Consider the following 19,890-nt stretch of genomic DNA (forward strand, 5'->3'; position numbering starts at 1 on the left):
CGTGCAGACCCACGAGATCGCCCGCCGCTTCACCGACCACTTCCTCGAGGCCGGCCACACCCGCGTGCCCAGCGCCTCCCTGATACTCGACGACCCGACGTTGCTGTTCGTCAACGCGGGAATGGTGCAGTTCAAGCCGTACTTCCTGGGTGACGCCCCGCCCCCGTACCCGCGCGCCACGTCCATCCAGAAGTGCGTGCGCACCGGCGACATCGACGAGGTCGGCAAGACCACCCGCCACAACACGTTCTTCCAGATGGCCGGCAACTTCTCCTTCGGTGACTACTTCAAGGCCGGTGCCATCGAGCACGCCTGGAACCTCGTCACCGGCAGCCAGGACGCCGGCGGCTACGGGTTCGACCCCGATCGCATCTGGGTCACGGTCTACGAGACCGACGACGAGGCCATCGCGCTCTGGAAGAAGATCGCCGGGCTCCCCGAGGAGCGCATCCAGCGCCGCGACGGCCTGGATAACTACTGGGACATGGGCGTTCCCGGTCCCGGCGGCCCCTGCTCGGAGATCTACTACGACCGAGGACCCGAGCACGGCCGCGACGGCGGCCCGGTCGTCGACGAGGACCGGTACCTGGAGATCTGGAACCTGGTCTTCATGCAGGACATCCGCGGCGAGGACAGCCCCAAGTACGGGCACCTGCCGATCGGGGTGCTGCCGAACAAGAACATCGACACCGGCATGGGCATCGAGCGCGTCGCGTACCTGCTCCAGGGCGTCGACAACGTCTACGAGACCGACCTCGTCCGCCCGGTGATCGCGCGCGCCGAGGAGTTCTCCGGGCGCCGCTACGGCGCCTCGCACGAGGACGACATCCGGTTCCGGGTGATCGCCGACCACGCCCGCTCCGGCGTCATGATCATCGGTGACGGCGTGACGCCGTCCAACGAGGGTCGCGGCTACGTGCTGCGCAGGCTGCTGCGCCGCATCGTGCGCTCGTCGCGCCTGCTCGGCGTGCAGGAGCCGGTGCTCAACGCCTTCGCCGAGGTCGTGCGCGACGAGATGGCACCCACCTACCCGGAGCTGGCCAGCGACTTCGAGCGCATCTCCGCCGTGGTGGGGGCCGAGGAGGAGGCGTTCCTGCAGACGCTGACCTCCGGTTCGCGGATCTTCGATCTCGCCGCCGACTCGACGAAGCAGGCCGGTGGCACCCAGATCGGGGGCGACCAGGCGTTCCAGCTGCACGACACGTTCGGCTTCCCCATCGACCTCACCCTCGAGATGGCGGCCGAGGCCGGCCTCACCGTCGACGAGGAGCGCTTCCGCGCGCTCATGAACGAGCAGCGCACCCGGGCCAAGGCCGATGCCAAGGCGCGCAAGGTCGGCCACGGCGACGGGTCGGTCTACCGCACGGTCCTCGACAAGCACGGTTCCACCGAGTTCCTCGGCTACACCGAGCTGTCCGCCGAGGCCACGATCGTCGGGCTGCTCGTCGGCGGGCAGTCGGTGCCGGCCGCCCGCACTGGCGAGCAGGTCGAGATCGTGCTGGACCGCTCGCCCTTCTACGCCGAGGCGGGCGGCCAGCAGGCCGACACCGGGGTGCTGCGCGGCGCGTCGTTCACCGTCACGATCTCCGACGTGCAGGCGCCCGTTCCCGGGCTGCGGGTGCACCGTGGCGTCGTCAGCGACGGCGAGGTCTCCCTCGACGCCGCCGTGGTGGCCGAGGTCGACCGGAGCAGGCGCGCGGCGATCTCGCGTGCCCACACCGGCACGCACCTGGTGCATGCGGGCGTGCGGGGTGCGCTCGGTCCCGCTGCCGCCCAGGCGGGCTCGCTCAACGCGCCGGGCCGGTTGCGGTTCGACTTCACCTCCCCGACGGGGGCCGTCGGTGCCGCCTCGCTCGTCGAGATCGAGGACGAGATCAACGCGGTGCTGCAGGAGGACCGCGAGGTGCAGTCCTACGAGACGTCGATGGACGAGGCCCGCAAGCTCGGCGCGATGATGCTGTTCGGCGAGAAGTACGGCGACCGCGTCCGCGTGGTCGACATGGGTGACTACTCGCGCGAGCTGTGCGGTGGCACCCACGTCGGGCGCACCGGCGAGATCGGCATGATCAAGGTGTTGTCGGAGGGCTCCATCGGCTCCGGCGTGCGCCGGGTCGACGCGCTGGTCGGCCTCGACGCCTTCCGGTTCCTTTCCAAGGAGCACCTGCTGGTCTCCTCGCTCGCCGATCAGCTCAAGACGCCGCGCGAGGAACTGCCCGAGCGGATCAACAGCCTCGTCGAGCGGGTGCGCACGGCGGAGCGTGACCTGGAGAAGGTCCGGGCCGACGCCGTGCTCTCCTCGGCGGCCGCGCTGGCCGCCGGTGCCGAGGACGTCGACGGCGTCGCGCTCGTCGCCGTCGCCACGCCCGACGGCGTCGCGGGCAACGACCTGCGCGCGCTGGCCTCCGACGTCCGGGCCCGGCTCGGTTCGGCGGCCGGGGTCGTGGCGCTGTTCTCCGCGGACGCGGGCAAGGTCGCGTTCGTCGTGGCCACCACGTCGGCCGCGCGGGACCGCGGGCTGGCCGCCGGCAAGCTGGTGCCCTCGTTCGCTGCGGCCATCGGCGGGCGGGGCGGCGGCAAGCCGGACCTCGCCCAGGGCGGTGGCACCGACCCGGCCGGGGTCCCGGCCGCGATCACGGCGCTGCGGGCCGCGCTGCGCGCTTCGTGACCGGCGAGCCCGCACCGGTACCGACCGGGCCGGTGCGTGGCCGCCGCATCGGCGTCGACGTCGGCGCGGTGCGCGTCGGCGTCGCGCTGTCGGATCCCGACGGGCTGATCGCGACGCCGCTCGTGACGCTGGCCCGCGACGTCGCCGGCGGTGCGGACGTCCGCGCGCTCGCCGAGCTGGTGGCCGAGCACGAGGCCGTCGGGATCGTCGTCGGGCTGCCGCGCTCGCTGTCGGGGCAGGAAGGCCACGCCGCGGGGCTGGCCCGCGCCTTCGCCGACGCGCTCGGTGCCGCCGTCACGGTGCCGGTGGTGTTCTCCGACGAGCGGCTCACCACCGTGGTCGCCACCCGCCAGCTGCGGGAGAGCGGCCGCAAGGGCCGCAAGCAGCGCGCCGTGATCGACCAGGTCGCGGCCGTCGGCATCCTGCAGGGATGGCTGGACACGGCCCGTCCACGGTGAACCCAGACGATCACACAGACGATCACCTGGGTCGCCCGCTGGTGCCCGGGGCGCGACCGGTCGCGGTCTCGTCGCTACTGTGCTGGACCGTGGACGGCTCCGTGAGGCAGGCGCAGTGAGACAGGACGGGTGGGATCGCCCCCCTGCATCCGGCCCCCCTCCATCCGGCCCCCCTCCATCCGGCCCGCCAGAGCCCGGCCGCCCTGATGTCGGCCGACCAGTGTCCCCGCCTCGTCGCAGCCGGCCTTCCCACGCGAACCTGCCCGGCGCCCGCACCCCTGCCGGTGGTGACGCCGCCGCCCGCGCCCGCCGTCTGCGGCAGGCCCCGGCCGGTGCGAGCGACCCGACCGTGCGGTTGCAGGCCGTCCCGAACCGACGCGAGGCCCTCGGTGCCCGCCGGGCCGCCCAACGCAACCGCGCGCGGGCCCGGCGCCGCCGGTTCGTGGTGCTGGGCCTGACGCTGGTGGTGCTGCTGGGCGTCGTGATCGGCGGCGGGCTCTACGTCTACTCCACGGTCTTCACCAACCCCGACTTCGAGGGCACCGGCACGGGCGACGTGGTCGTTCAGGTGCATGACGGCGACTCCACCACCCAGATCGGCAATACCCTGGCCGACCGGGGCGTCGTGGCCAGCGTGGAGGCGTTCACGAAGGCCGCCTCCACCGATGAGCGGGTACGCGCCGTCCAACCCGGGTACTACCAGATGAAGGTGAAGATGTCGGCGGCGTCGGCCGTCACGCTGCTGCTGGCGCCGACCACCCGCGTCGGGCAGCTGGAGATCAAGGGCGGCGTCCAGCTCGACGACACCCGCGCCGGTGACGGCGCCGTGGTGCCCGGCGTGCTCAACCTGATCTCGCAGGCCACGTGCGCCACCATCGGCGGCGAGAAGAAGTGCGTGTCGGTGGACGAGCTGCGGGCCGCGATGGTCGGCACCGACCCGGCCGCGCTCGGCGTGCCGTCGTGGGCGCTCGAGGCCGTCGGCAAGGCCGATCCGGCGCGCCGCCTCGAGGGGTTGCTGGTGCCGGGCCGCTACGACGTCGCCCCGGGCACACCCGCCACGGAGGTGCTGCACGGACTGCTGACCACGTCCGCCGCGCGGTTGCAGGCGTCCGGGCTGGTGTCGGGGGCGCAGACCATCGGGTCCACGCCCTACCAGGTGCTCATCATCTCCTCGCTGGTGGAGAAGGAGGCGATCACGGCCGACATGCCGAAGGTCGCCCGCGTGATCTACAACCGGCTCGGCGTCGGGCAGCGCCTCGAGCTCGACTCGATGGTCAACTACCCGCTGGACCTGCAGGCGCTGCGCACCACGCCGGAGGACCGCGCGCGCCCCGGCCCGTACAACAGCTACGCCGAGGCCGGGCTGCCACCCACGCCGATCGCGGCCCCCGGCCGCGATGCGATCGCGGCGGCGATCGCGCCCGCGGAGGGGCCGTGGCTGTTCTTCGTGCGCTGCCGCACCGACGGCACGTCGTGCTTCGCCCAGACGCTGCCCGAGCACCAGGCCAATGTGGCGATGGCGGAGCAGAACGGCGCGATCTGACGCCTGCCGGGGCCGGAGCGAGTCCTCGGGTTGCAGGAAAGCCACTTTCCCGCAACGACGTTGCGGGAAAGTGGCTGTCGGGAGAATCCCCATCCGAAGGCGGCCTACCAGCGGGACCACCGGGAAACGCACCCGACACCCCCGCGCCGGCCCCGTTGCGAGAGCCCGCCGCGCCGGGCGAGTGATCAACGCCCACCGGTTCCGGTTCGATCATGAGCCAGTGCGCGCTCGACCACCGGCACGAAGATCAACGCCTACTGGGTCATGGTCAACACCGAACCAGTGGGCGTTGATCACCCCACCCGCACCGCAGCGCCCCACGCCGGGCCCTCCTGTGCGCCTCGGCGAGCATGATCCGCGCGAGCCGCACCGCAGCGTCGTCGACAGGGCCGTGGCGTGCGGCTCGCGCACCCCGGGAGGGCACGACCCCCTCGTGTTGAACTGCCGGCCCGGTGAGGGCGCCGTAGCGCGGGGCACGCCCCCCATCCGCAGCCGACGTCCCGGTTCTCGTCTTTCATGGCGGCCGCAGGCCATGACGGACTTTCCTGCAACGGCCCCGCGAAGGTGAGCCGGGCCGGCCGGCTGGGTGGAGCCGTTCAGTCCGCCGCCCGCCCGAAGAACCCCGGCGGCGGCATCGGGGAGGGGGTGGCCCCGCGATCGTGCGGTACCTGCGCCCGGCCCGCGAACTCCCGCGACTCGGCGTCGTCGAGCACCCGGGCCCGGAACGGGTCACCCGCCGCGCGGCGGGTGAGCGCGTCCACCGGCAGCTCGTCGTCCGAGGCGACGAGCACGAGGTTGCCGAAGCGGCGCCCGCCCAGCACGTCCGGCGCGGCGATCACGGCGATGTCGGCGAACGCGGCGGCGGCCGCCGCCACCTGCGTCCGGGCGAACGGCAGCACACCCCCGTCGGCGACGTTGGCGGCGTAGACACCGCCGGGGGCGAGCGCCCGGGCCGCCGTGGCGACGAACTCGGCCGTGGTCAGGTGCGCGGGCGTGCGGGCGCCGGCGAACACGTCGAGCACCAGCAGGTCGACGGCCGCGGGTGCGGCGCCGATCAGCGCCGCCCGCGCGTCCGACACGGTGACGGTGATGCCGCTGCCGTCGGCGGGCAGCCGGGATCGGACGAGGTCGGCGAGCGCGCCGTCGATCTCCACCACCCGCTGCGCCGAGCCGGGCCGTGTCGCCGCGACGTAGCGGGCCAGCGTCCAGGCACCCCCGCCGAGGTGCAGGGCGCGCAGCGGCCGCGACGGGACCCCCACGAGGTCGACGACGTGCGCGAGCCTGCGGATGTACTCGAACTCCAGGTGCAGCGGGTCGTCGAGGTCCACGTGGGACTGCGCGGTGCCGTCGATGAGCAGCGTCCAGCCGTGGGGACGGTCGGGGTCGCCGACGAGCTCGGCGTGACCGTGGTCGACCTCCGCCCGGATGACGGCGCGAGCGTCGCGGGGGGCGGGAACGTCGGGATCGGGCACAGCGTCATCCGGCACGGGGAACCATCATTCCCGGCGTAACAGCACCGTCATCGGCCGGGACTATCGTCGCGACGTCGTCGCCCGGAAGGATCTTCGATGTTGCTCTCCCCCCATGAGCAGGAGCGGTTGCTGCTGCACGTCGCGGCCGGGCTGGCGCAGCAACGCCGAGCTCGTGGCCTGCTCCTGAACTATCCCGAGGCCGTCGCCGTGATCAGTGACTGGGTGCTCGAGGGCGCCCGCGACGGCCGGACGGTCGCCGAGCTCATGACCGGCGGGCAGCAGGTGCTCACCCGCGCCGATGTGATGGAGGGCGTGCCGGAGATGGTCACGTCCGTGCAGGTCGAGGGCACGTTCCCGGACGGCACCAAGCTCGTCACCGTGCATCGGCCGATCCAGTGATCCCGGGGGAGTACGTGCTCGGGGCCGATCCGGTGGTGATCGAGCGGGAGCGCATCACGCTCGACGTCGTCAACTCGGGCGACCGACCGATCCAGGTCGGCTCGCACTACCACTTCGCACAGGCCAATCCGGCGCTGTTGTTCGACCGTGAGGTCGCCACCGGCAAGCGGCTCGCCGTCCCGGCAGGCACCGCCGTGCGGTTCGAGCCGGGTGTGGAGCGCACCGTCGAGCTCGTGGCGCTGGGCGGCACGGCCACCGTTCCGGGACTGAGGCTGCCGTGACGGGTCCGTGGATCATCGATCGGGCCCGCTACGCCGAGCTGTACGGCCCGACCACCGGCGACCGGGTGCGGCTGGCCGACACCGATCTCTGGATCGAGGTCGAGGAGGACCGCTGCCGCGGCCCGCAGGGCGGCGACGAGGTCGTCTTCGGCGGCGGCAAGGTGATTCGCGAGTCGATGGGCCAGGCGCGCACCACCCGCGCCGAGGGCGCCCCCGACCTCGTCATCACCGGCGCGCTCGTGCTCGACCACTGGGGTGTGGTCAAGGCCGACGTCGGCGTCCGGGACGGCCGGATCGTCGCGCTGGGCAAGGCAGGCAACCCCGACATCATGGACGGCGTCCACCCGGACCTGGTGATCGGTCCGTCCACCGAGATCATCGCCGGCAACGGGCTGATCATGACGGCCGGCGGCGTCGACTGCCACGTGCACCTGATCTCCCCGACGCAGATCCCCGAGGCGCTGGGGTCGGGCATCACCACGTGGATCGCGGGCGGTACCGGGCCTGCGGACGGCACGAAGGCCACCACCGTCACGCCCGGGTCCTGGTACGTGGCGCGGATGCTGGAGTCGCTCGACGAGCACCCGCTCAACATCGCGCTGCTGGGCAAGGGCAACACGGTGGGCGTCGACGCGCTGCGCGAGCAGGTCGAGGTCGGGATCTCCGGGTTCAAGCTGCACGAGGATTGGGGCTCGACGCCCGCGGCGATCGACGCGTGCCTGCGGGTGGCCGACGAGGCCGGCATCCAGGTGGCGATCCACACCGACACGCTCAACGAGGCCGGGTACGTGCAGGACACCCTCGCCGCGATCGCCGGGCGGGGTATCCACGCCTACCACACGGAAGGCGCCGGCGGCGGGCACGCGCCCGACATCATCACCGTTGCGGGGCAGCCGCACATCCTCCCGTCGTCGACGAACCCGACGCGCCCGCACACCGTCAACACCGTCGACGAGCACCTCGACATGCTGATGGTCTGCCACCACCTCAAGCCGACCGTGCCCGAGGACCTCGCCTTCGCCGAGAGCCGCATCCGGCCCTCGACGATCGCGGCCGAGGACCTGCTGCACGACCTCGGTGCGATCTCGATGATCGGGTCGGACTCGCAGGCGATGGGCCGGGTCGGCGAGGTGCCGCTGCGCACCTGGCAGACCGCGCACGTCGGCAAGAAGCGCTGGGGGTCGTTGCCCGGCGACGGTGCGGCCGACAACGTGCGCGCGAGGCGCTACGTCGCGAAGTACACGATCTGCCCGGCGATCGCCCACGGTCTCGACGGTGAGGTCGGGTCGGTCGAGCCCGGCAAGCTCGCCGACCTGGTGCTGTACGCGCCGGCGTTCTTCGGTGTCCGCCCGGCGCTGGTGATCAAGGGTGGGGTGATCGCCTACGCGGCGATGGGTGACGCCAACGCCTCGATCCCCACACCGCAGCCGGTGCTGCCGCGTCCGATGTTCGGGGCGGCTCCGGTCACCGCGGCGGCCACCTCCGTGCACTTCGTGGCACCCGCGGCGATCGAGAACGGGCTGGCGTCGCGGCTGGCGGTGCGACGCAGGCTGGTGGCCGTCCGCGACACCCGCGGGCTGACGAAGGCCGACATGCCGGGCAACGACGCGCTGCCGCGGATCGAGGTCGACCCCGACACGTTCACCGTGCGGATCGACGGTGACGTGGTCGAGCCGGCTCCGGCGGCCGTGCTGCCGATGGCGCAGCGGTACTTCCTGTTCTGATGATCTCCTCCGGACTGCTGCTGCTCGCCGACTCCCGGCTGCCCTCGGGCGGCCACGGGCACTCGGGTGGGGTGGAGGCGCTCGTCGACCGCGGGCTGCTGCGCACCGAGGCCGACCTGGCGCTGTTCCTGGACGGTCGGCTGCGCGCGGGAGCCGAGGTGCCGGCGGCGGCTGCGGCGGCCGCGTGTGCCCTCGCCGGATTGCAGGAAAGCCACTTTGCCGCAACGACGTTGCAGGAAAGTGGCTTTCCTGCAACGGGGTGCCCGGGAACGCCGTGGGCCCGCTGGGACGCCGCCCTCTCCGCCCGCATGCCGTCCGCCGCGCTGCGGGCGGCCTCCTGGGCCCAGGGTTCGGCGCTGCTGCGCACCGTCGCACTGGCGTGGCCCGGCCCGGCCGTCGACGCGCTCCGCGCCCTGCCGCACGTCCACCACCCGCTCGTGCTCGGCGTCGCCGCGGCCGGTGCGGCCGCGTCCCCGGCCGAGGCCGCCGCGCTCGCGCTGCACCACCTCGTCGGCGGCGCGTGCACGGCGGTGGTGCGGCTGCTGGGGCTCGACCCGATCGCCGTCGCCGCGGTGGCGGCCGCGGCCGGTCGCACGGCAGAACCCGTGGCGAGGCACGCCACCGCCGCGGCGCTGCTCGCCGTCACGGCCGACGACCCGGCGCTCCTGCCCACCGCGGGCAGCCCGCTCCACGACGTTCTCGCCCAACTGCACAGATCCTCGGAGGCGACTCTCTTTGCATCGTGACGACCTGATGACCGCCCACGTCCACGCACCACTCCCGGCGGGGCCGGCGGGGCCGCTCCGGATCGGCATCGGCGGGCCGGTGGGCGGCGGCAAGACCGCGCTCGTCGCGGCGCTGTGCCGCGCGCTGGCCGCCGAGATGTCGATCGTCGTGGTGACCAACGACATCTACACCACCGAGGACGCCGACTTCCTGCGCCGCCACGGCGTCCTCCCCGACGAGCGGATCCGCGCCGTGCGCACCGGCTGCTGCCCGCACACGGCCATCCGCGACGACATCACCGCCAACCTCGACGCCGTCGAGGACCTCGTCGCCCGTCACGACCCGGACCTGGTGCTCGTCGAGAGCGGCGGCGACAACCTCACCGCAACGTTCAGCTACGGCCTGATCCACGCGCAGATCTTCGTGCTCGACGTCGCGGGCGGTGACAAGGTGCCGCGCAAGGGCGGGCCCGGTGTCACCCGGTCGGACCTGCTGGTGATCAACAAGATCGACCTGGCTCCGCTCGTGGGTGCCGACCTCGACGTCATGCGCACCGACGCCGAGAAGGTGCGTGAAGGCAGGCCGACGGTCCTCGTCTCCCTGCGTGAGCAGCCCGACGCCGCGCCGATCGCGGAGTGGATCACCGGGCTGGTGCGGGCGCGCGGCCGGTGACGACCGGGGTCGCCGCAGCCGCGCAGCTGCGGGTCGACCGGGTCGACGGCAGGCAGCGGATCCGCTGGTCCCACGCGTGGCCGGTGGTGCTGCGTCCCACGGGCGAGGACCAGGTGCACCTCGTGCACGGCGCGGGCGGCCCGCTGGGCGGCGATGTGCTCGGGCTCGACGTCGAGGTGGGGGAGTGCGCGCGCCTGCGGGTCGGCAGCGCCGGTGCGACGCTCGCGCAGCCCGGGCCCGGCGCCGAGGCGGCGCGGTGGGACACGACGATCCGGCTCGCGCCGGGGGCGCGGCTCGGCTGGGCACCGGAGCCCACGATCGTCACCGACGGCGCCGCGATCGATGTGACACTGCGGCTCGACATGGCCGCCGGGGCCTCCGCAGCAGTGCGTGAGGTGGTGGTGCTCGGACGTCACGGCCACCGTGGTGGCCGCTACCACGGCTCGCTCGTCGCCACGTTCCGCGGCGAACCGCTGCTCGCTCACACCACCGTGCTCGACGGGGCCGACGCGGCACTGTCGGGCCCCGGCGGCGCCGCCGGGGCCCGCGCCGTGGGGACGTTGTTGCTGGCGGGCGATACCGCGGGCGATGCCCCGACCGATGATCGCGACACCTCCGGGGAGCGCCGCGGGGTGCGGTGGGCCTGGACCCCGCTCGCGGGCCCGGGTGCGCTGCTGCTGGCCGTGGGCGACCCCGGTCCGGTGATGGCGCTGCTCGCCGAGGCGACGAGCGCCACCTCCGGGGTCGGCCGCTCGCTCAACCCAGGTTCGCGCCGTAGATGCGGTCCAGCTTCAGGGTGAGCACGACCCGGTGATCGGCCACCATCGCGGCGCGGTACTCGTCCCAGTCGGGGTGCTCGCCCGCGATGGAGCGGTACAGCTCCACGAGCGCGTCGGCCGTCGCGTCGTCGGGGGCGGTCGCGGGCGGGGTGAGCTCGGCGAGCGCCTCGCCGACGGCGTACGTGCGCTGGTCCGTGCTGACCACGGAGTAGCTCGCACGGGGGTCACGGCGCAGGTTGCGGGTCTTCGCCCGGCCCTCGGTGATCGACACCCGCAACGTGCGGCTCGCCACGTCGAAGTGGTGGGTGACGACGGACGCCTGTGGCCGGCCATCGCGCTTGAGGGTGATCAGAGTGCCGTTGCGGCTGGCCGTGAACAGGTCCAGCAGAACGGGATCGACGTCGGACACGGGGTACTCCTCTTCGGTCGGTGGCGCTACCACAGCGCACCAACCATTCCGGGTCCACACGTCATCCCGGGCGCCGGTTGTCCCCATCGCGGCCGGCCATCCACAGATCGGGAACTCGACCCCCACGACGCCACCTCGTCGGCAAACATCGAGGAATGACGACAACGCACCCGACCACCCTCGCTCCCACCGCACTCGATGGCTGGGCGGTGGAGTTCCTCAGCTCAGGAGCCACGCGCTCGGGCCCGTGGCGGATCGCTGCGGTGTTCGACCTCCTCCGGGCGCGCCGCACCGACGGCACCCTCGCGCTACCCCCGCGGGCCGCGCATCCGGGCCATCCACCCTGCCCGCGGGCACCCGCAGCGCCGGTGCGCACTGTGCGGATCCCGGCGGAGCTCCTCTCGGCGCCCTGCTACGAGCCGGTGCTGGTTCCGGCGGCGATGATCCCGGCGGCGATGATCCCGGTGCCGACGACACCGGTTGCGATGACCCCGGCGGCCGGGCCGTGGGTGCGCGCGCCGCGTGACCCGGCCCTGGTCCCGATCGGGGTGGGAGCAGGCGATCCGACCGGCCACCGCGATGGGTGAGGTCGTTGCCGGGGCGCTGGGGGGCGCCGTGGCCGGAGCGGTTGCCGGCGCGGTGGCCCGGTTGTTGCTGGCCCGGCTGCGGCGGGGTACGCGGGTGCGGGCACCGGTCTGTGAGTGCGCGGTGGCGCTGCTCTGGGCCGCGACGGTCGGGGCGTGGGCAGGCGGCGGGCTCCCCGCGCCGTGGGTGCCGGTGCTGCTCGGCATGGCCTGGCTCGGTGTCACGGTCGCGGTGGTCGACCTGCACCACCGTCGCCTGCCCGATGCGCTGACGCTGCCGGCGTTGCCCGTGCTGCTCGTGCTGGTGGTCCCGCTCGGCTGGGCCGCCGTGGCGGGGTCGGCGATCGCCGCGGTGATCGCCACGGGGGCGCACGCCGCGGTGCACCTGGCGGCGCCGCGGGCGATGGGCGGGGGCGATGTGAAGCTGGCCGCGCCCGTCGGCGCGGTGCTGGGTGCGGCGTCGGGCGCCGCCGTGGTGCTCGGGATGGTGCTGGCGATGCTGTTCACCGCGGTGATCGCCACTCTCGCGGTCGCGTCGGGGCGGGCGGGTGTGGGTTTCGGGGTACCGCACGGGCCGTCGATGGTCGCGGCCGGATGGCTGGTCGCGGCGGGTGCGGCTGTCGCGGGAGGGGGGTGAGAGAATTGCGCTGTGCTGCGTTGGATCACCGCTGGGGAGTCCCACGGTCCCGCGCTGGTCGCTGTGCTCGAGGGCATGGTCGCCGGTGTGGAGATCACCACCAAGGAACTGGCCGCCGAGCTGGCCCGCCGGAGGCTCGGCCACGGCCGGGGCGCTCGGATGAAGTTCGAGGCCGACGAGCTGGAGGTGATCGGTGGGGTCCGCCACGGCATCACCCAGGGCGGTCCGGTGGCGGTCCGGATCGGCAACAGCGAGTGGCCCAAGTGGACCACGGTGATGGCGGCCGACCCGGTCGACGCCGAGCTCATCGCCAACCGCGCCCGCAATGCCCCGCTGACGCGCCCGCGCCCCGGCCACGCCGATCTCGCCGGCATGACGAAGTACGGGTTCGACGACGCCCGCCCGGTGCTCGAGCGCGCCAGTGCCCGCGAGACCGCGGCGCGGGTGGTGCTCGGCACCGTCGCCAGGGCGTTCCTCAAGCAGGCCTTCGACGTCGACATCGTCTCGCACGTGGTGGCACTGGGTTCGGTCGACGCCCCCGAGGACGAGCTGCCCGGCCCGCGTGACCTGGAGCGGATCGACGCCAGCCCGGTCCGGGCGTGGTCGGAGTCGGCCACCGCCGCCATGGTCGCCGAGGTCGACGCCGCCCAGCAGGACGGCGACACGCTCGGCGGTGTCGTCGAGGTCATCGCGTTCGGGCTGCCGGTGGGCCTGGGCAGCTACGTGCAGTCCGACCGCAGGCTCGACGCCCGCCTCGCGGCCGTCCTCATGGGCATCCAGGCGATGAAGGGTGTGGAGATCGGCGACGGCTTCCGCACCGCACACCGGCGGGGCAGCGAGGCCCACGACGAGATGATCCCCGGGGATCCCGTCAAGCGGCTGTCCAACCGCGCGGGCGGCATCGAGGGCGGCATGAGCAACGGTGAGCCGGTGCGGGTGCGGGCGGCGATGAAGCCGATCTCCACGGTGCCGCGGGCGCTGCAGACGGTCGACATGGCCACCGGCGAGCCGGCACAGGCCATCCACCAGCGTTCCGACGTGTGCGCGGTGCCGGCGGCAGGTGTGGTCGCCGAGGCGATGGTCGCACTCGTGCTGGCGGAGGCGGCGCTGGAGAAGTTCGGCGGCGACTCGATCGTGGAGACCCGCCGCAACTACCGGGCCTACCTGGAAGCGGTGCCGCCGCTGCCCGGCGGACCCGAGGCCTGATCGCGGCCGCAGGGGCGCCGCGGGCGGGAACCCTGCGCCGGACGGGCCGGCCGCCACGGCAGCGGTGGGGTCGCTGCGGCGTCGGCGGCGCGGCGGCTGCCCTCCACGAAGGCGGCTGCTGGGAACGCTGCTGTCGGGAACGACTCGTCATTCGGTTCGCAGCCCTCGGCCCCGCTGCTGTCGACCCCGCTGCGGCGAGCGTGACGGCCGGATGCGGTGGAGGCGTCGTCGGGTTCGCCCGCGTCACCGGTCGCGCCGGACTCCTCGGACTCGAACGCGGCGAACGGGGTGCCGTCGCCGGAGCTGTGCGGCGTGCGCAGCTGCGGTTCCAGGTGGGTGAGGCGCTCGCGCTGCGGCAACGGGAGCTGCTCTCGCCGGGGCGGTGGCGGGTCGCCGTCGACGCCCTGGAGGGGATGGGCAGGCGGATCGTTGCGGGTCACCGGCCACTCCGCGGGGCCGGCACCACGGAACCGTCGGGGGACGTCGCGTCCCGGACCGGCGCCGTCGGCGCTACGTCGACCCGGCGCAGCTGTGCCGGCACCGCAGCCACCGCTGCGGGATCCGGTGCCGCCGGATCCGGACGGGTCGAGGGCCTGGGTGCAGGAACCCGGGCAACTGCTGCGTCGTCATCCGGCCCCGGCACCGCGGTGGCACCCGCGTTGTCGTCGTTCACCCGGAACTCCCGATCGTGTGACAGAAAGCGGTGACGTCACGGTCCGATAGACATCACGTCTCGGCGACAGTAGCGGATCACTCCAACGGTCCAGTGGAGGCGAGCGCTGTACGGGGCCGTGTCAGCGACGAAGACCGTCATCGATCGGGTTCAGCGGTTCGGATCCCGCAGTCCCCGGGCGGAGGAACCGGCCGCGGGGCGGCTCACTAAGCTGCTCTCGGTGAGCGCAGACAGACGTCCCGTCCTGGTGCTGGTCGGCCCGCCCGGTGCCGGCAAGACCACGGTCGGGCGCGTGCTGGCCCGGCGGCTCGAGGTCGGTTTCACCGACGTCGACGAGCTGATCGTGGCCCGTGCCGGCAAGGCGATCGCCGACATGTTCCTCGAGGACGGCGAGGATGCCTTCCGCGCACTCGAACGCGAGGTCGTCGCCGAGGCGCTGACAACCGTCGACGGGGTGCTCGCGCTCGGTGGCGGTTCCGTGCTGGCCCCGGACACGCGGGAGCGGTTGCGCGGGCACCGCGTCGTGCACCTGTCGGTCGGGCTGGCCGACGGGATCCGCCGCACCGGGATGTCCACCGCCCGCCCGCTGCTGGCCGGGGTCAACCCCCGTGCCACGTTCAAGGCCCTGCTCGACGCGCGGGCACCGCTGTACCGGGAGGTGGCCACCGCCGAGGTCGACACGGTGCGTCGCAGCGCCAACCAGGTGGCGCGCGCGGTGCTGGTGGCGATCGGGGAGCTGCCGTCCGACACTCCGGAGGAGCCGGTCGACCCGGCCGATCCGCTCGACCGGCCCACCCCCCACGACGGCGCGCTGCTGCCCAACCCGACCGTCGCGCCGGGTGCGGGCACGAGCTGTCAGTAGGGTCTGGCCCGTGAACGAGACGGTCCGTATCGAGGTCGCCACGCAGCGGCCGTACCCGGTGCTCGTCGGACGCGGCGTGCGTGCGCAGCTCACGGAGACCATCACGGGGCTGGGTGCCGGGGCTGCGCTGATCGTGCACCAGCCCGCGCTGGCCGATGTCGCCGAACAGGTGCGCGTGGAACTCGAGTCGGCGGGTGTGGATGCCCACCGCGTCGAGGTCCCCGACGCCGAGGACGGCAAGTCGCTGGCGGTCGCGGGCTTCTGCTGGGGGATCTGCGGCCAGATCGGGCTCACCCGCAACGACGTGGTGATCTCGCTGGGCGGGGGAGCGGTCACCGACCTCGCCGGATTCGTGGCTGCCACCTGGATGCGCGGCGTGCGGGTGGTGCACGTGCCCACCACCCTGCTCGCAATGGTCGACGCCGCGGTCGGCGGCAAGACCGGCATCAACACCGAGGCCGGCAAGAACCTGGTGGGTGCGTTCCACGAGCCGTCGGCGGTGCTGGTCGACCTGGCCACGCTCGACACGCTCCCGATGGCGGAGCTCGTCGCCGGCAGCGCGGAGATCATCAAGGCCGGCTTCATCGCCGACCCGGTGATCCTCGACCTCGTCGAGGCCGGTCCCGCGGCCGCGCTCGCCCCGACCGGGACGGTGCTGCCGGAGCTGGTGCGCCGGGCCATCCAGGTCAAGGCCGACGTCGTGGCCGCCGATCTGCGCGAGTCACACCTGCGCGAGATCCTCAACTACGGTCACACGCTCGCACACGCAATCGAGCGTCGCGAGGAGTACCGCTGGCGCCACGGCTCAGCCGTCAGCGTCGGGCTGGTGTTCGCCGCGGAGCTGGCGCGCGCCGCCGGCAGGCTCGACGACGCCACGGCCGACCGGCACCGTGCCGTGCTGACGTCGGTCGGGCTCCCCGTCTCCTACGAGCCGGGCGTGCTGCCCGAGCTGACGGAGACGATGCGTGGTGACAAGAAGAGCCGCGCCGGCATGCTGCGGTTCGTCGTGCTCGACGGGCTGGCGAAGCCCGGACGGCTCGAGGGGCCGGAGCCGGAGCTGCTCGAACGGGCCTACGCGGCGGTCACGGCATGACCGGGCGGCCGGTGCTCGTCCTGAACGGGCCCAACCTCGGTCGGCTCGGCACCCGCGAGCCGTCGGTCTACGGCGCCACCACCCATGCCGACCTCGTCACGCTGTGCGAGAAGGCCGGGGCCGAATTGGGCCTGCACGTGGAGGTCCGGCAGACCGATGCCGAGTCCGAGCTGCTGGGCTGGCTGCACGGGGCAGCCGATGCCGGCACCCCGGTGGTGCTGAACGCCGCGGCCTGGACCCACACGTCGGTGGCGGTGCGCGACGCGTGCGCGCAGCTCACCGCGCCGCTGGTGGAGGTCCACATCAGCAACGTGCACAAGCGCGAGGAGTTCCGGCACCACTCCTTCATCTCGGCGGTGGCGAGCGGCGTGATCGTCGGGCTCGGCGTGGAGGGCTACGCGCTCGCGCTGCGCTGGATCGCCGGCCAGTAGCCGATCACCGGGCGCGTCGTAGGGTGGCGCCATGCCCCCCACCCCTTCCGCCACGGCGGCGCGCCGCGCCGCCCTGCGGGGCCTGCTGGCCACCGCGGAGCTCGACGCGCTGCTGGTCACCGACCTGGTCAACGTCCGCTACCTGACGGGGTTCACCGGGTCGCAGGCCGCCCTGCTGGTCCACGCGGACGGCGACGAGCGCAGCCGCTTCTCCACCGACGGGCGCTACCTCACCCAGTCGGCAGGTGAGGTTCCCGGGCTGGAGCGGGTGATCGACCGGAGCAGCGCCACCGCACTGGCCGCGCTGGCGCCCGGCGCCGGGGTGCGACGGATGGGCTTCGAGTCCGACCTCGTCAGCGTCGACGCCCACGCGGCGCTCGCCGCGGCCGCCGCGGGCGTCGCGCTGGAGCGGGCACCGGGTCTGGTGCAGCTGCTCCGGCTGGTGAAGGACGACGCCGAGGTTGCGGCGCTGCTCGCGGCGGCAGCGGCCGCCGATGCCGCGCTCGCCGAGGTCCTCGCAGAGGGTGGTCTGGTCGCCGGTCGCTCGGAGCGCGATGTGGCGCTGGACCTGGAGATCAGGATGCGTCGCCACGGTGCCGACGGCCCGTCGTTCGACACGATCGTCGCGGCCGGCGCCCACTCGGCCGTGCCGCACCACCGGCCCACCGACGCCGTGCTGCAGCGCGGGGACCTCGTCAAGGTGGACTTCGGGGCGCTCGTCGACGGCTACCACTCCGACATGACCCGCACGGTCGTGCTCGGGCGGGCCGCCGACTGGCAGCGCGAGCTCTACGACCTGGTGGCGACGTCGCAGCGGGCCGGCTGCGCCGCGCTCGCCCCCGGCACCGACGTCGCCGCCGTGGACGCGGCGGCGCGGTCGGTGATCGTCGACGCCGGCCGGGGCGATGAGTTCCTGCACGGGCTCGGCCACGGTGTCGGCCTGGAGATCCACGAGGCGCCCGCGCTGGGCAAGACCGGGGTCGGAACACTGGCCGCGGGAATGGCCGTCACCGTGGAACCCGGCGTCTACCTGGCGGGCCGCGGCGGGGTGCGGATCGAGGACACGCTGGTGGTGCGCGACGGCGATCCCGACCTCCTCACCCGCCACCCCAAAGAGCTGATCGAGGTCTGAGATGACGACACGCACCGCGGTACTCGGCGCCGGCGCGGTCGGCGGCATGCTCGGACTGATGCTCGCCGACGCCGGCCATGACGTCACCCTGCTGGCGTCCGACACCACCAGCACTGCCGTCAACACCGCCGGCCTGACGCTGCGCAGCGCGCGTTACGGCGAGCGCACCGCCCCGGTCGTGGCGCGGCCGTGGCTGGCGGCACCGGTGGACCGGCTGTTCGTGGCGGTGAAGGCGCCCGACCTGCTCGCCGCGCTCGCGCGCGTGCCCGCCGGGTTGCTGGCGGGTGCGGTCGTGGCGCCGCTGCTCAACGGGATCGACCACGTCCCGCTGCTGCGTGCGGTGTTCCCGCAGTCGCGGGTGGTGCCGATGACGGTGGCCGTGGAGGCCACCCGGGTGGCACCCGGCGTCATCGAGCACCTGTCTCCCTTCGCCGACTACGCCGTCACCACCGCCGACACCGATGTCGCCGAACTGCTGGCGGCCGCCGGCCTGGATGCCGTGGCGACCGCCCCCGACGAGAGCACGCTGCTGTGGCGCAAGCTGTCGTTCCTGGCGCCGTTCGCGCTGCTCACCACGCACGCGATGGCTCCTGCGGGCGCGGCGCGGGAGGCCCGTCCCGACCTCGTGGAGGGGCTCGTCGGCGAGGCCGTGGCGGCAGCAGCGGCCGGTGGGGCAGCGATCGTGGGTGCTGCGGTGCTCGAGCGGCTGCGTGGCCTGCCCGCGACGATGAAGTCCTCGATGCTCAAGGACGCCGAGGTCGGCGCGACGCTCGAGCTCGACGCCATCGCCGGCCCGATCCTGCGGGCGGTCGACGCGCCGGTCACCCGTGCCGTGGTCGCGGAGATCGCCGAACGACCGCGGCGCGGTGCGGCGCAGGCCAGCCGGTAGGATGGTCGGCGGACGACGGCGCCGAATCGCGGCGTCGCCTCGACGCACACCCGGCGCGTGCCGGCGGTCCCGGAGTTCTCCGGCCACCCAGCCGATCACCACGCAGCCCAGCACAGACGCAGGAGATACGCGCACGTGGCCTCCACGAACGACCTGAAGAACGGCTTGGTGCTCAACCTTGACGGCCAGCTGTGGTCGGTCACGGCGTTCCAGCACGTCAAACCCGGCAAGGGGGGCGCCTTCGTGCGCACCACCCTGAAGAACGTGATGACCGGCAAGGTCGTCGACCGGACGTTCAACGCCGGTCTGAAGGTCGAGACCGCCACCGTCGACCGCCGGGACATGACCTACCTGTACCGCGACGGCGCCGACTTCGTGTTCATGGACGGCGACACGTTCGACCAGATCCCGATCCCGGAGAACACCGTCGGGTCGGCTGCGGGCTACCTGCTCGAGAACCAGGTCGCGATGGTGGCGCTGCACGAGAACGTGCCGCTCTACATCGAGCTGCCCACGTCGGTGGAGATCGTCATCTCCCACACCGACCCGGGCCTGCAGGGCGATCGCTCCACCGGCGGCACCAAGCCGGCCACCCTGGAGACGGGCGCCGAGATCCAGGTGCCGCTGTTCGTCACCACCGGCGAGAAGGTCAAGGTGGACACCCGCGACGGGCGCTACCTCGGCCGCGTATCCAGCTGATGTTGCGCGCCCGTACGAAGGCCCGCAAGCGGGCGCTCGACATTCTCTTCGAGTCCGAGGCGCGCGGCGACGACCCGCTGGCCGTGCTCGAGCAGCGCCGCGAGACCGACGACGCCCCGCCGGTGTCGGACTACGCCGGCATGCTCGTCGAGGGCGTTGTCGCCCATCGCGAGCGCATCGACCAGCTGCTCTCGGAGCACGCCGAGGGCTGGTCGGTGGCGCGGATGCCCGCCGTCGACCGCACGCTGCTGCGGATCGGTGTCTTCGAGCTGCTGTGGGTCGACGAGATCGACGACCCGGTGGCCATCACCGAGGCCGTGGAGCTGGCGCGCACGCTGTCCACCGACGACAGCCCCCGGTTCCTCAACGGCGTGCTCGGCCGCATCGCCGACATCGCGGAGCACCTGCGCGCCTCGCGTTAGCCGGACCAGGAGCGCCAGGCCGGACGTTCGCAACGTCGGCCGGTTCCGCACCACGGCCGGACGGTTGGCCTACGTGGATGCCTACACCGAAGCGCTGAACCGCATGCCGGCACCCAGCGGCACACACGACGTCG

At 73.4% G+C, this 19,890-nt stretch carries 22 protein-coding genes; 19 read left to right on the forward strand and 3 right to left on the reverse strand.

All coding sequences use genetic code 11. The annotated features are described in order from the left end of the window. The first annotated feature begins 1 nt into the window (after position 1). The 3 genes from alaS to ACFPFQ_RS23350 all read left to right on the forward strand — a co-directional run bounded on the left by alaS (position 2) and on the right by ACFPFQ_RS23350 (position 4,666). On the forward strand, positions 2 to 2,665 hold the full coding sequence (gene alaS / locus ACFPFQ_RS23340) for an alanine--tRNA ligase (protein WP_379622269.1): 2,664 nt from the start codon (positions 2 to 4) through the stop codon (positions 2,663 to 2,665). Then, positions 2,662 to 3,123, forward strand: coding sequence for a Holliday junction resolvase RuvX (gene ruvX / locus ACFPFQ_RS23345; protein WP_379622271.1), 462 nt, complete (start codon positions 2,662 to 2,664; stop codon positions 3,121 to 3,123). Before alaS ends, ruvX begins: the two co-directional genes overlap by 4 nt. Positions 3,124 to 3,343: 220 nt before the next feature. Further along, positions 3,344 to 4,666, forward strand: a complete 1,323-nt coding sequence (locus ACFPFQ_RS23350; RefSeq protein ID WP_379622273.1) for an endolytic transglycosylase MltG — start codon at positions 3,344 to 3,346, stop codon at positions 4,664 to 4,666. A gap of 596 nt (positions 4,667 to 5,262) precedes the next feature. Here ACFPFQ_RS23350 and ACFPFQ_RS23355 read toward each other — a convergent pair. Then, on the reverse strand, positions 5,263 to 6,153 hold the full coding sequence (locus ACFPFQ_RS23355) for a spermidine synthase (RefSeq protein ID WP_379622275.1): 891 nt from the start codon (positions 6,151 to 6,153) through the stop codon (positions 5,263 to 5,265). 81 nt (positions 6,154 to 6,234) lie between these two features. Here ACFPFQ_RS23355 and ACFPFQ_RS23360 point away from each other — a divergent pair, with 81 nt between their 5' ends. The 6 genes from ACFPFQ_RS23360 to ACFPFQ_RS23385 are packed head-to-tail and all read left to right on the forward strand — an operon-like array spanning position 6,235 to position 10,740. After that, positions 6,235 to 6,537, forward strand: coding sequence for an urease subunit gamma (locus ACFPFQ_RS23360; protein WP_379622277.1), 303 nt, complete (start codon positions 6,235 to 6,237; stop codon positions 6,535 to 6,537). After that, on the forward strand, positions 6,534 to 6,818 hold the full coding sequence (locus tag ACFPFQ_RS23365; protein WP_379622279.1) for an urease subunit beta: 285 nt from the start codon (positions 6,534 to 6,536) through the stop codon (positions 6,816 to 6,818). Before ACFPFQ_RS23360 ends, ACFPFQ_RS23365 begins: the two co-directional genes overlap by 4 nt. Further along, complete coding sequence (locus ACFPFQ_RS23370) at positions 6,815 to 8,542, forward strand: urease subunit alpha (RefSeq protein ID WP_379622281.1); 1,728 nt, start codon at positions 6,815 to 6,817, stop codon at positions 8,540 to 8,542. The genes ACFPFQ_RS23365 and ACFPFQ_RS23370 overlap by 4 nt, the downstream gene beginning before the upstream one ends. After that, a complete protein-coding gene (locus ACFPFQ_RS23375) occupies positions 8,542 to 9,288 on the forward strand; it encodes an urease accessory UreF family protein (protein ID WP_379622283.1) in 747 nt (248 codons plus the stop codon). Before ACFPFQ_RS23370 ends, ACFPFQ_RS23375 begins: the two co-directional genes overlap by 1 nt. Before the next feature lie 7 nt (positions 9,289 to 9,295). Next, entirely contained in the window at positions 9,296 to 9,940 is a 645-nt protein-coding gene (ureG, locus tag ACFPFQ_RS23380; protein WP_379622285.1) for an urease accessory protein UreG, read from the forward strand. Next, a complete protein-coding gene (locus tag ACFPFQ_RS23385; protein WP_379622287.1) occupies positions 9,937 to 10,740 on the forward strand; it encodes an urease accessory protein UreD in 804 nt (267 codons plus the stop codon). Before ureG ends, ACFPFQ_RS23385 begins: the two co-directional genes overlap by 4 nt. Here ACFPFQ_RS23385 and ACFPFQ_RS23390 read toward each other — a convergent pair. Further along, entirely contained in the window at positions 10,697 to 11,128 is a 432-nt protein-coding gene (locus tag ACFPFQ_RS23390) for a PPOX class F420-dependent oxidoreductase (protein WP_379622289.1), read from the reverse strand. The genes ACFPFQ_RS23385 and ACFPFQ_RS23390 overlap by 44 nt on opposite strands. Positions 11,129 to 11,283: 155 nt before the next feature. Here ACFPFQ_RS23390 and ACFPFQ_RS23395 point away from each other — a divergent pair, with 155 nt between their 5' ends. From ACFPFQ_RS23395 to aroC, 3 genes are read left to right on the forward strand one after another with little or no spacing between them, the layout of a single operon-like run. Beyond that, positions 11,284 to 11,715, forward strand: a complete 432-nt coding sequence (locus ACFPFQ_RS23395) for a hypothetical protein (protein ID WP_379622291.1) — start codon at positions 11,284 to 11,286, stop codon at positions 11,713 to 11,715. Continuing rightward, entirely contained in the window at positions 11,708 to 12,349 is a 642-nt protein-coding gene (locus tag ACFPFQ_RS23400) for a prepilin peptidase (RefSeq protein ID WP_379622293.1), read from the forward strand. Before ACFPFQ_RS23395 ends, ACFPFQ_RS23400 begins: the two co-directional genes overlap by 8 nt. A gap of 12 nt (positions 12,350 to 12,361) precedes the next feature. Next, positions 12,362 to 13,555, forward strand: coding sequence for a chorismate synthase (aroC, locus tag ACFPFQ_RS23405; RefSeq protein ID WP_379622295.1), 1,194 nt, complete (start codon positions 12,362 to 12,364; stop codon positions 13,553 to 13,555). On the opposite strand, the gene ACFPFQ_RS23410 is transcribed toward aroC, so the two are convergent. Beyond that, positions 13,510 to 13,995, reverse strand: a complete 486-nt coding sequence (locus ACFPFQ_RS23410) for a hypothetical protein (RefSeq protein WP_379622297.1) — start codon at positions 13,993 to 13,995, stop codon at positions 13,510 to 13,512. The genes aroC and ACFPFQ_RS23410 overlap by 46 nt on opposite strands. 453 nt (positions 13,996 to 14,448) lie before the next feature. On the opposite strand from ACFPFQ_RS23410, the gene ACFPFQ_RS23415 reads away from it, so the two are divergent. From ACFPFQ_RS23415 to nusB, 7 genes are all read left to right on the forward strand, one after another. Further along, positions 14,449 to 15,090 carry a shikimate kinase gene (locus tag ACFPFQ_RS23415; RefSeq protein WP_379622299.1) on the forward strand — a complete coding sequence of 214 codons (642 nt, stop codon included), beginning with the start codon at positions 14,449 to 14,451 and terminating at the stop codon, positions 15,088 to 15,090. A 10-nt stretch (positions 15,091 to 15,100) separates the two neighbouring features. After that, complete coding sequence (gene aroB, locus ACFPFQ_RS23420; RefSeq protein WP_379622301.1) at positions 15,101 to 16,183, forward strand: 3-dehydroquinate synthase; 1,083 nt, start codon at positions 15,101 to 15,103, stop codon at positions 16,181 to 16,183. After that, positions 16,180 to 16,614, forward strand: a complete 435-nt coding sequence (aroQ, locus tag ACFPFQ_RS23425) for a type II 3-dehydroquinate dehydratase (RefSeq protein ID WP_379622303.1) — start codon at positions 16,180 to 16,182, stop codon at positions 16,612 to 16,614. The genes aroB and aroQ overlap by 4 nt, the downstream gene beginning before the upstream one ends. Positions 16,615 to 16,645: 31 nt before the next feature. Further along, complete coding sequence (locus tag ACFPFQ_RS23430) at positions 16,646 to 17,746, forward strand: aminopeptidase P family protein (protein WP_379622305.1); 1,101 nt, start codon at positions 16,646 to 16,648, stop codon at positions 17,744 to 17,746. Position 17,747: 1 nt separating this feature from the next. Then, entirely contained in the window at positions 17,748 to 18,635 is an 888-nt protein-coding gene (locus tag ACFPFQ_RS23435; RefSeq protein WP_379622307.1) for a ketopantoate reductase family protein, read from the forward strand. A 135-nt stretch (positions 18,636 to 18,770) separates the two neighbouring features. After that, positions 18,771 to 19,334, forward strand: a complete 564-nt coding sequence (gene efp, locus ACFPFQ_RS23440) for an elongation factor P (RefSeq protein WP_379622309.1) — start codon at positions 18,771 to 18,773, stop codon at positions 19,332 to 19,334. A 2-nt stretch (positions 19,335 to 19,336) separates the two neighbouring features. Next, positions 19,337 to 19,756, forward strand: a complete 420-nt coding sequence (gene nusB, locus ACFPFQ_RS23445) for a transcription antitermination factor NusB (protein WP_379622440.1) — start codon at positions 19,337 to 19,339, stop codon at positions 19,754 to 19,756. Positions 19,757 to 19,890: the final 134 nt, after the last annotated feature.

The organism is Pseudonocardia sp. GCM10023141, from assembly GCF_042653605.1.

Coding starts and splice junctions, on each gene's coding strand:
- ACFPFQ_RS23435 (WP_379622307.1), top strand. CDS start 17,748: ATGACGACACGCACCGCGGTACTCGGCGCCGGCGCGGTCGGCGGCATG.
- ureG (WP_379622285.1), top strand. CDS start 9,296: ATGACCGCCCACGTCCACGCACCACTCCCGGCGGGGCCGGCGGGGCCG.
- ACFPFQ_RS23400 (WP_379622293.1), top strand. CDS start 11,708: ATGGGTGAGGTCGTTGCCGGGGCGCTGGGGGGCGCCGTGGCCGGAGCG.
- ACFPFQ_RS23430 (WP_379622305.1), top strand. CDS start 16,646: ATGCCCCCCACCCCTTCCGCCACGGCGGCGCGCCGCGCCGCCCTGCGG.
- ACFPFQ_RS23395 (WP_379622291.1), top strand. CDS start 11,284: ATGACGACAACGCACCCGACCACCCTCGCTCCCACCGCACTCGATGGC.
- ACFPFQ_RS23360 (WP_379622277.1), top strand. CDS start 6,235: ATGTTGCTCTCCCCCCATGAGCAGGAGCGGTTGCTGCTGCACGTCGCG.
- aroQ (WP_379622303.1), top strand. CDS start 16,180: ATGACCGGGCGGCCGGTGCTCGTCCTGAACGGGCCCAACCTCGGTCGG.
- ACFPFQ_RS23375 (WP_379622283.1), top strand. CDS start 8,542: ATGATCTCCTCCGGACTGCTGCTGCTCGCCGACTCCCGGCTGCCCTCG.